Source organism: Gilvibacter sp. (assembly GCF_965601605.1).
Taxonomy (GTDB): domain Bacteria; phylum Bacteroidota; class Bacteroidia; order Flavobacteriales; family Flavobacteriaceae; genus Gilvibacter.
The window spans coordinates 111,006-122,011 of the sequence record NZ_CBFCWJ010000024.1; the positions used below are offsets into that span (position 1 = coordinate 111,006).

8 protein-coding genes are annotated in these 11,006 nt (G+C 43.0%); 3 read left to right on the forward strand and 5 right to left on the reverse strand.

Annotation, left to right across the window (positions count from 1 at the left end; genetic code table 11):
* Positions 1-81 precede the first annotated feature (81 nt).
* Positions 82-1,446, reverse strand: coding sequence for a DNA repair protein RadA (gene radA / locus ACSLP7_RS06475; RefSeq protein WP_435578556.1), 1,365 nt, complete (start codon positions 1,444-1,446; stop codon positions 82-84).
* 174 nt (positions 1,447-1,620) lie between these two features.
* Between radA and ACSLP7_RS06480 the strand changes: the two genes are divergently transcribed.
* A complete protein-coding gene (locus ACSLP7_RS06480) occupies positions 1,621-5,553 on the forward strand; it encodes a T9SS type A sorting domain-containing protein (RefSeq protein ID WP_435578549.1) in 3,933 nt (1,310 codons plus the stop codon).
* Positions 5,554-5,585: 32 nt separating this feature from the next.
* Here ACSLP7_RS06480 and ACSLP7_RS06485 read toward each other — a convergent pair whose 3' ends face one another.
* Genes ACSLP7_RS06485 through panC form a run of 4 tightly spaced genes read right to left on the reverse strand, consistent with a single transcriptional unit; the run spans position 5,586 to position 8,985 of the window.
* Entirely contained in the window at positions 5,586-6,740 is a 1,155-nt protein-coding gene (locus ACSLP7_RS06485) for an alpha/beta hydrolase (RefSeq protein ID WP_435578550.1), read from the reverse strand.
* Positions 6,741-6,780: 40 nt separating this feature from the next.
* On the reverse strand, positions 6,781-7,752 hold the full coding sequence (locus ACSLP7_RS06490; RefSeq protein ID WP_435578551.1) for a lysylphosphatidylglycerol synthase transmembrane domain-containing protein: 972 nt from the start codon (positions 7,750-7,752) through the stop codon (positions 6,781-6,783).
* A 10-nt stretch (positions 7,753-7,762) separates the two neighbouring features.
* Positions 7,763-8,113, reverse strand: coding sequence for an aspartate 1-decarboxylase (gene panD, locus ACSLP7_RS06495; RefSeq protein WP_291182295.1), 351 nt, complete (start codon positions 8,111-8,113; stop codon positions 7,763-7,765).
* A gap of 23 nt (positions 8,114-8,136) precedes the next feature.
* Entirely contained in the window at positions 8,137-8,985 is an 849-nt protein-coding gene (gene panC, locus ACSLP7_RS06500; protein WP_435578552.1) for a pantoate--beta-alanine ligase, read from the reverse strand.
* Between the two features lie 106 nt (positions 8,986-9,091).
* On the opposite strand from panC, the gene ACSLP7_RS06505 reads away from it, so the two are divergent.
* Together ACSLP7_RS06505 and ACSLP7_RS06510 are read left to right on the forward strand one after the other, a co-directional pair.
* Positions 9,092-9,898: a glycogen/starch synthase gene (locus ACSLP7_RS06505; RefSeq protein ID WP_435578553.1), complete on the forward strand. Its 807-nt coding sequence runs from the start codon at positions 9,092-9,094 to the stop codon at positions 9,896-9,898.
* Between the two features lie 4 nt (positions 9,899-9,902).
* Positions 9,903-11,006 (forward strand): DUF4270 domain-containing protein (locus tag ACSLP7_RS06510; RefSeq protein ID WP_435578554.1); only part of this gene is annotated, 1,104 nt, incomplete at its 3' end.

Consider the following 11,006-nt stretch of genomic DNA (forward strand, 5'->3'; position numbering starts at 1 on the left):
AATTACAGATTAATCGCACAAAAATGTCGTCAAAATGCATTAAAACATCGACGAACGACACTTTTTAGTAGGATAAAGTACTTAACCGAACAATATTTTGACTAAGTCTCCAACTTTTGAGATGGACAGGACTTCAATGGAATAGTCCCCGGAATTGACCTTGTTCTGATCTGAAATGACGATCCGTTCAAAGCCGAGTTTTTGTGCTTCGGATATGCGTTGTTCAATGCGAGTGACTGCTCTGACCTCTCCAGATAATCCCACCTCGGCAGCAAAACATTGCGATCGGTCTATAGCAATATCAACATTGGATGACAAGATAGCAGCGGCGAGTGCTAGGTCTAAAGCGGGATCTTCCACTCGAATACCGCCAGTTATGTTTAAAAACACATCTTTTGCCCCTAGTTTGAATCCGGCTCTTTTTTCTAAAACCGCCAAGAGCATATTGAGTCTTTTCACATTAAAGCCGGTTGCAGACCTTTGTGGAGTGCCATAGACAGCGCTGCTCACTAAGGCTTGAACTTCAATCAATAAAGGTCGCATGCCTTCCAGAGTAGCGGCTACTGCGGTACCGCTCATGGGTTCAGTGAATTGTGATAATAGGATCTCAGATGGATTGGTCACTTCACGCAATCCTGTGCTTTGCATTTCAAAAATCCCAAGCTCATTAGTAGATCCGAAACGGTTCTTATGGGCTCTAAGCAAGCGGTATACATGATTTCTATCCCCTTCAAATTGTAGCACGGTGTCCACCATGTGCTCCAAGATCTTTGGCCCTGCTATATTCCCGTCCTTAGTAATGTGTCCAATTAGAATTACGGGAGTATTGGTCTCTTTGGCAAATTGAAGTAATTCTGAGGTGCTTTCTCTAATCTGTGAAATACTCCCTGCACCACTTTCTATGTGATTGGTATGTATGGTTTGTACCGAATCAATCACTAATATCTCTGGTTGTACTTCCCCAATATGTCTAAAGATCTGTTGGGTTTGTGTTTCGGTCAGGATGAGACAATGATCGGTGTTTTCAGCTAAGCGGGAAGCTCGCATTTTAATTTGCTGAGCACTTTCTTCTCCGGATACATATAAGGTCTTGGCCTTGAGTTGCAATGCAACTTGAAGCATGAGCGTACTTTTACCAATACCAGGTTCTCCACCCAAAAGGACTAATGATCCTGGAACCAATCCGCCTCCTAAAACACGATCCAATTCCATATTCCCCGTGGCAATTCGTTTTTGAGCTTCTAAGGAGATCTCCGAAATCTTCACAGGTTTGGGCGCGCGTTTACTGCTGATGGTTTCCGCTTCCCAGGATTTTGATTTATCGGCCTTTTGAATCACCTCTTCATTAATGGTGTTCCACTGTTTACAGGAGTTACACTGCCCTTGCCACTTGGCGTATTGGGCGCCACAATTCTGACAAAAAAATGCTGTTTTGGTTTTGGCCATATCAATCCCGAAAATAGTCATATTTCTGCGCTCGGAGAAATTGAGAAAGACATCTTTTTCCACCACATTTATTCGGGAGTGGTAATTCACTAAAAAAAAGGTGGTCTTCACTAAAAATATGAGGCTATCCCTGTGGAATTCAGCTAGCTTGAGCACTCAATTAAACCGCGTGTAATGAAAAAACTACTCTTTTTATTACTAGTCCTCCCCGCTAGTAGTTTATTTGGTCAAGCCGTCAATGACGAATGCGCCGACCGAATTACGATCAGCCCTGGAGTTGGAGATTTTAATGAATTTACTGTAGATACTTCAACAGCAACAGAGTCCCTGGATGCCTCCTGTGATACTGGAACTCAAAATAACCTTGATGTTTGGTACGAGTTTACCATGCCGGTAAGTGGGAACTTAAGAGTTACCAATGTACCTAACACGGTTAGATCAGTAATCTATGACAGCTGTGGAGGTACAGAATTGGACTGTATCACAGACGACGGATTCTTTTACAATTTAGTTGGAGGGACCACTTATGTGTTTCGACTTTCGGAGAGAGACACCTTTGCGGGAACGGTCAATTTTAGGTTAGAAGCTTTTGAAACAGCTGCTAATGATGAATGTGCGGATAGAGAGACGGTAGTTGTTACTACATCCTCAACCACAAATACTACAATGGACTACAGAGCGGCAACAGAATCTTTAGATTCTTCATGTGAGACTATTGCAAATGCCAACTTAGATCTCTGGTATGAGTTTACCATGCCTGTCAATGGAAATGTGCGCATTACAGGAATACCCAACACTGTGGTACGAGCGCTCTATGATAGCTGTGGCGGAACAGAATTAGCTTGCGATACTGACGATGGGTTCTTCTATAACTTGAGTTCTGGAACAACCTATGTCCTTCGGATGGCTGAACGCAGCATTTTTGCCGGTGAAGAGTCGTTCAATATTCAAGCTTTTGAAACAGCTACTAATGACGAATGTCTGGATAGAGAAACGGTTGTAGTCACCACAACATCTACTACCAATACGGCTATGGATTTTAGAGCAGCAACTGAGTCTCTGGATGCTTCCTGTCAAACTGCAGTTAATGACAACCTCGACCTTTGGTATGAATTTACCATGCCTGTAAACGGTAATATTCGTATTACAGGTATACCTAATACTGTTTCTAGAACTTTATATGATTCTTGTGGGGGTGTGGAGTTAGAATGTGATACAGATGACGGCTTTTTCTACAATCTAAATTCTGGAACTACCTACGTATTGCGGATGTCTGAGCGAAGTCTTTTCGCGAGTGTAGAGTCATTTAACATACAAGCTTTTGAATCGGCTATTAATGATCAATGCGCCAATAGAACGGCAATTACAGTAATCACGGGAGCCCAGACCAATACAACTATGGATTTTAGAACGGCAACAGAAACCTTGGAATCCTCTTGTGAAACAGCAGTAAATGCAAACCTGGACCTGTGGTATGAATTTACCATGCCTGTCAATGGAAATGTCCGCATCACAGGAATACCCAATACTGTTTCAAGAACACTTTATGACAGTTGTGGCGGTGTAGAAATCAGTTGCGATACCGACGACGGCTTTTACTACAACCTAAATTCTGGGACTACCTATGTATTACGAATGGCAGAACGCGGCTTGTTTGCCAGTGAAGAATCCTTCGACATTCGTGCCTTTGAAACGGCTGCGAATGATGAATGTTCCAATCGTGAAATGATCGGTGTTACCACAGATGCTTCAACAACAACAGCACTGGATTTTAGAGCTGCCATGGAATCTGTTGACGGTTCTTGTGAGGTGGCTATCAATGATCAATTAGACCTCTGGTATGAATTTACCATGCCGGTTGACGGGAACATTAAGATTTCAGGGATTCCAAGTACAATCTTCAGAACGCTTTATGATAGTTGCGGCGGAGTTGAATTGGCCTGCGATGCAGATGACGGATTCTTTTATTCCCTGAGTTCAGGAACTACCTATGTATTGCGTATGTCTCAGCGGGCCTTATTTGCAACTGATGAGGATTTTAACATTCGTGCCTATGAAACGGCTGTAAATGATGATTGTACAGATGCATTGCCTTTGGTTGTAGGTACTGTTAGCCCGATCAATTATGCGATAGAATTTAGAGGTGCTACAGAATCTTTAGACGGTAGCTGCGATACGGTTGTCGATGACAACTTAGATGTGTGGTATACCTTTGAGATGCCTGTGGATGGCTCTTTGGATCTCACCGGCGTACCTAGCACCGTTATTTTTGCTCTTTATGATGGATGCGGCGGAACAGAATTGGACTGTTTTGCAAATGACGGCAGTTTCACTGGCTTAAGTGCGGGGCAAGAATTGTGGCTTCGCGTTCGTGAGCGAGCCCTTTTTGCAACCAGCAGAACTTTTGATGTCATGGTCACTCCTGACAGCAGTCCGAGTTGTTCTGGTACAACCACATGGAGTGGTGGCAGCTGGTCTGCGGGTGCTCCAGATAAGGCAACCTCCGCAGTGATTGCTGATAATTACAGCACGGCTACCAACGGTAGTATCTCAGCTTGTGATTGTACAATTAATGTGGGATTCACTTTGGATGTAGCCGCGGGAGATTATTTGCAAACTACAAACAATATTATAGTAGACGGCACTTTGAATGTTGCTCATGAAGGTTCCGTGGTTCAAGTAGATCCTGCCGCACAGACCATCAATAACGGAACAGTCAATGTACGCAAGACCACACCGGTCTTAGCAGCCAAGGATTTCATGCTAATGTCGAGCCCCGTGAGCGGAGAAACTCGAGATGGCGTTTACATTTCGGCTTGGCGTGCCTATGGACATAATGCGGCTAACTTCAGTCCAAACCCTGAGGTGGCATTGGCCTTTCCAGATGCAGAAGTATTTATTGATGATAACGGAGATGACCGTGTGCTTTTAGGCCTTTCAGATCCCTTGATTAGCGGAACGGGATATTTAGTATTTCCTCAAGCTTCCCCTACGGAAGCGGGTATGAGTTATGACCTTAATTACAGTCAAGGAACTTTAAATTCTGGAAATATCGCTTTTCCAGTGGTCTTCAACGGTACTCAAGAAGCGAGTTTCAACTTGATGGGTAATCCTTACGCCAGCACTCTAGACGCGGTTGACTTTATTCAATCCAATGCTATGGTTGATGCCATCTATCTATGGGAGCACAACACCTCTCCAAGTGATGGATTGCCTGGTTATCTCAACTTCAACTACAGTATGGAAGACGTCTCTGTCTTTAATTTGACGGGTGGAATTGCAGCGGCTTCATCGCCTGGGCTAGTACCTAACCAATATATCGCATCCGGTCAAGGTTTTGCAATAAAGGCAACAGCTGCAGGAACGGCACAGTTCAGTAATTCTATGCGTAGAAACTTCAACAACAATACGCTCAGATCTTCTGAGTTTACACCATCTGCTGTGGATCGCCTTTGGGTTCAATTAGAAGCCACTGAGTTTCAAACCAGCAGCACGGCCTTAGTTGGTTTCATGTCCGCCGCTACTTCCAATCTTGATCCGGGTTATGACACAAAACGTTTGGCAACCTATGTTTCAATTTACTCGCATGGTCGTGAGGCAGAGGAGCTCGGTATTCAAGCAGTGGAGGCTTTTGACACTGATCGCATAGTCTATTTGGGAATTGCCAGTCAGCTCCGCGGGGATCAAAAATTTAGCATCTCTTTAAAGCAGTTAGAGGGATCAGAACTCTCGCGAGCTCAAACCTATTTATACGATACAGTTACCGGAACTTGGACAGACCTTGCCAAAGAGGACCATCACTTTTTAGCCGATGAAGGCAATCATCCGTATCGTTTTGAATTGCATTTTACAAAGCCTTCAGCGTCTCAATGGGTTTTAAAGGCAAAAGCCTTTCCAAATCCAACTGCAGGTATGATCACCTTGCAAAATAATGAGGCTCAAATATCAGAGGCTAAACTCTTCGATATGTTGGGTAGAGAACTCTGGAGTACAGAAACTCCATTTAATCAGATAGAAATTGATCTAAGTAACTTTCCCAAAGCTACCTATCTGCTGCACTATCAAACTGCCGGAACATGGCAGGTAACGCAAATTGTGGTGCGGTAGAAATAAAAAGCCCTGCAAATGCAGGGCTTTTTTTACCATCCAAAGTCTTCTTTGATCTTGTCGGCTTTATCTAGCATGAGGTCTATAGTAATGAAATCAACCTCTTCCTTGTCATAGGCGCCTTGATAGGTACGCATGGCCTTTTTGGGTTCACCCATTTCCTCGTAGTGACGGGCTAAGTAATAATCACCCAAAACCGTATCTGGATACTGACTTCTGGCCAGTTTGGCGATTTCGCCTAATGCTTCCCATTTCTGAGTCTTCTCCGCAGCTGTTGCAACTGCAATGATATCTTTTACACGAATGGTGTTTTCCAAGCCAAAAAGCTCTTTGATGGTCGCGTACTTCTCCATCAAATAATCGTAAGGAGAACCCGGAAGTTTGAGCAATACTTCTTTGTATTCCTTCTTGCTGATAGGACGATACACTTGAAAGATCTGCTCCAAGGCTCTAGGGATAGCACGTCCAACTAAGGAATAGTGAGTAGCTCCGTCAAAATTATCAAAGTAGTATTTCAAGTTGGGACTGTCAATGACCTTGAGTCGTTCATTGAGGTCAACAGAGATGTCCATCAGGTCTTTTACATCATCGGTTCCAGTAGCCAAGTAATAGAAGATCTTGTCTTCAATACTCGGAAGTCTTTCTGCCAAACGTTCATCCATCAGCGGAGCTAAATCAGGACTCAGTGAAATATAACCTTGGAATAAAGGCGGCTCCTTAAACAAATAATAGTTAATGAAGTTGGCTGTAAAGTCGTGTCCCACGGCAATAACAAACTTTGCCGTTCGGTAATTGTCGTCCAAAAATGGAATCAATTCCATCCCCACAAATTCAAAAAAGGCCGCGCCCGTATCTGCAGGAAAGAATTCAGTGTCATCGTAATAACAATCATCATAACGTTGATCACCAGTTTGCATAATACCAACCACAATGGCTTCTGGCATATCTTCCCAGTAGGAATAATAGTCAACATTACCGGCGACAGGTTCAAAAAGGTAATTGCCGTCTAGAGCAATCACTATTGGATAAACTTTATCTTCTTCGGAATTGTAAGAACGGGGAAGTTGAATTTTGAGTTTTCGGTTTTCCCCCAAACGTTCGGAGGCAAACTCTTCATAAACAACTTGGGCTTGGAGCATTCCAGAGGTGCTCACTGCCAAAAGCAGCAGTACTAAAATACGCTTCATGATAAGGGACTTAGTTAATTATGCCCCGTAAGGTAAAAAATTATTTCTTGGCATTGAAGATCGGTAGCAGTAAGAAGGAAGCACCACCGATGATAATATTGAGCACAGTTTGTGAGCCCCAGATCACCCAGCCGTATGCTTCTCCCTGTTCTTGAGGTATTCCTGAAAAGGCAAATACAGCGCCAATGATGAGTGGATAGGGAAAGATCCCCAAACCTCCATTGGTTGTAGACATGGAAAAACTACCTGCCACAAAAGCTACCATTATAGTTCCCCATGGAGTTTCATCCATATTGGGTACGGCATACTTTATCACCCAAAACATTAAGACGTAGAAAACCCAGATCAGAAGTGTCTGAAAAATGAATGCGCCCTTATTTTTCATGTTGAGGATGCTCTTGGTACCCTCTAAAATCCCGGTCAAAAAGGTGTTGAGCTTTTGAATCCAACGGTTTTTACTGTTCTTAATGATCCTAATTCCCACGATGAGCCCAATAAAACCAACTGCAATAGCGGCTAAGGCCCATAATGGATTTACATTTTGACTTTCAAAATAATTGAGCAGATTCCCGCTTTGTAGTCCGAAAGCGGTAGCTACAACGATAATTAAAAGGATCAGATCGGCAACACGTTCAGAAATTATGGTACCAAAAGCTTGTTCAAAACGCACCTTTTCATAGCGTGAAATAGTCACGGCTCTAAGGACCTCACCAGAACGAGGAATTCCCAGATTTGCCACATAGGCAATCATTACGGACATAAAGCTATTGGCCAATCTAGGCTGGCATCCCAAAGGTTCCAATAAATATTTCCAGCGGTATGCTCTGATAAAGTGACTGACAAAGCCCAACAATAAAGAAACCCCAATCCAAAAAGGATCGGCGGTTTTAATATTTTCCCAAAGTGCGGCTCGGGAATCAGGCCCCATTTTGCTCAAAGAGATCCATATCAAAGCAACTCCAATTCCTATTGGAACTCCAATTTTTAGGAATTTAAGCAGGCCTTTTTTCAAATTTTAAGTGCTATTGAAGGAGGTTGTTCTCTTCGTTAGGGAAGACTAATGCCGGTTTGAACTCTTTTGCTTCTTCGATGCTCATGATGGCATAGGTGATCAGGATCAGGATGTCTCCTGGAGCTACTTTACGAGCGGCAGCACCGTTAAGAGTGATCTCTCCGCTATTGCGAGGTCCAGGAATTGCGTAGGTTTCCAAACGCTCTCCATTGTTGTTGTTTACGATCTGCACCTTCTCTCCCTGAACAATATTTGCAGCGTCCATTAGATCCTCATCTATGGTAATACTGCCTATATAGTTAAGATCAGCTCCGGTAACTTTTACCCGATGGATCTTTGATTTTACTACGTGAATTTGCATGCTGTAAAGGTATTAATTTTACCCTAGTTAAGTCCCATATTGTCAATCAACCTTACCTCTCCGGCAAAGGCAGCGACAAAAGCGCGATAGGTGTTGCTTGGGTGCTTTCTGTAGGCGGTTTTTAAATTGTGAATTCCAGCGATCTCAAAATACTCTAACTCTAAAATAGGGTGGGCAGCAAAAGCAGCTTCGGCCTCGCGAACTATTGCGGGAATTGATTTTTTTTCAAAGTCCTTTTGCGCCTGCTTTAGTATTTTAAAGATAAAAGGAGCGGCTTCTAATTGCTCCGGAGTCAAACGGCGATTTCTAGAGCTCATGGCCAATCCATTATCCGCGCGGTAAATCGCACACCCAATGATATTCACAGGAAGTTTCTCCAGTTCCACAAGCTTGCGAACGATCTGCAATTGTTGAAAATCCTTTTCGCCAAAATAAGCGTTTGTGGGCTCTACGGCACGGAAGAGCAAATTCAAAACGGTACCTACGCCGTCAAAATGTCCCGGTCGGTGACGGCCTTCCATTTCTGAAGCGATTGGGCCAAAGCGGTAAGCTTTGGATTGCACTTCTCCCTGATAAAGATCTGTCGCCTCTGGAGCAAAGACCACAATTTTAGGGTCAATAGCATTTAAAAATGCTAAATCTTGCTGAAAAGGGCGCGGATATTTTTCCAAATCGGCAGCATTGTTGAACTGAGTTGGATTGACAAAAATACTCACCACAATGCAGTCATTTTCTGACAAAGCTTGGGCGACCAATGAACCGTGTCCATCGTGCAGCGCCCCCATGGTTGGAACAAAACCGATCTTTCCTCCCTGCTTGCGCCAAGGTGCTAGGGTTTGCGATAAACTCGATGTAGAAGTACAAAGTGTCATACGTAGCTGCTAGAAAGCCCGCAAAATTAAGAGTTTAGCGGGAATCTGCATAAAATTTCGTAATTTTGCAAAGTTTTTGAAAAACATCACTAATTAACAATTCTGTATGAAAGATAAAAGAATCTTGTATGTGTCTTCTGAAGTAATTCCCTATTTGCCGGAGACCGAGATTTCTTCGATGTCGTTTGAAGCCCCCCGTTTAGTAAACAACAATTCAGGCCAGATTCGAATTTTTATGCCGCGTTACGGCAATATCAATGAGAGACGCCACCAATTACACGAGGTGATCCGCTTGTCCGGAATGAACCTAGTAATTAATGATATGGACATGCCATTGATCATTAAAGTAGCATCGATTCCAAAGGAACGTATGCAGGTTTACTTTATTGACAATGAAGAGTATTTCAAACGCAAGGCAACCTTTGCCGATGAAGATGGAAACCTATTCCTAGACAATGACGAACGTGCGATTTTCTTCGCGAAGGGAGTTATTGAAACCGTGAAGAAGCTCAATTGGGCTCCAGATATTATTCACGTTCACGGTTGGTTGGCTTCTTTGTTTCCGCTTTACTTGCGTCAATACTATAAAGAAGAGCCACTTTTTGAGAACAGCAAGATTGTGACCTCCGTTTACAATACCGGCTTTGATGGAACGTTAGATAGTTCCATGGTTGAGAAGGTTAAGTTCGACGGAATTGAAGGTGATGCCCTGGAAGAATTAAACGAAGCCGATTACAACAGCATTATGCGTGTAGCGATTGCGCACTCAGATGCCGCAATTATTGGCTCCGAAGAAATTCCTCAGGAATTGGAAGATTATCTTAAAAAATGGGATAAGCCAGTGTTAAACTTTCACAATAAGGATTCCTTTTCCGAAGCGTATTTGGACTTTTACAACTCCAAAGTGTTATAAATTTATGAAAAGCGTATTGAAAAGCTTGAACACCTATCGCGTGTTTCTAGCGGCCTTGGTGTTAGGTGCTATCACCATTGCCTGTGACGAGGATTCAGTTACCCTTGGGGGTAATATCATTGGAGGAAATAACTTTGAGACGAGCATTTTTGAGGATACTCAGGTAGTCTCTTATACGGCTCGTACACCACGTGTTCAAACCAATGGATTGTCTTCATATCAATTGGGGTCTTACACAGATCCTGTTTACGGCAACACAACTTCAAATCTTTTGACCCAGCTGCAATTCAATCAGCCTGGGCCAAATTTCAACGATGAACCTGAATTTCAGAAGGTGATTCTGTCGATTCCATACTTCAGTACTTTAGATATTACTGCAGACGAGTCTAACATTTATATTTTAGATTCTGTTTATGGAGATCAACCGGTACAATTGCAGATTTTCAGATCAAACTTTTTCCTTCAGGATTTTGATCCGGACTCTGGTTTTGAAGATCCACAGGATTACTTTTCAGACCAAGGGCCTACTTTTGAAAGCTTTTTGGGTGAATTGATCTATGAAGATTTGGGCTTTTTGCCATCTGCCGAAGCAATCACCTTGGATGAAGGAGAGGACACAGAAGAAATTATTGCTCCTGAATTCCGCGTGGAATTGCCGTTAGAGTTTTGGGAAGAGTTGATCTTAGACATGGAGGGTTCTCCAGAGCTGAGTTCCAACAATGCCTTTAAAGACTACTTTAGAGGGATGTACTTTAAGATCACTCCATTGGGTGATGAAGGAGTACTTTTTTACTTTGATATCACAGAAGCGTCTATGACCATTGAGTACACTTACACAGCGATTGATGTGGCAGATACCGATGATGATGGCGATACTACAGATACCATTACAGTTGAAGATGAAATAGATTTCAACTTCCAAGGACAGACCATCAATGTATTTGATTCTGATTACAGTCCTGCTATTGACCTGCTTTTAGCTGATCAAGATACCGACAATGGAGAACCTTATCTCTACCTAAAAGGTGGTGAAGGCTCTATTGGTATCGTTGAACTCTTCGGACCGGATACGGACGGAGATGGTGAGGCAGATCAGTTGACCGAACTC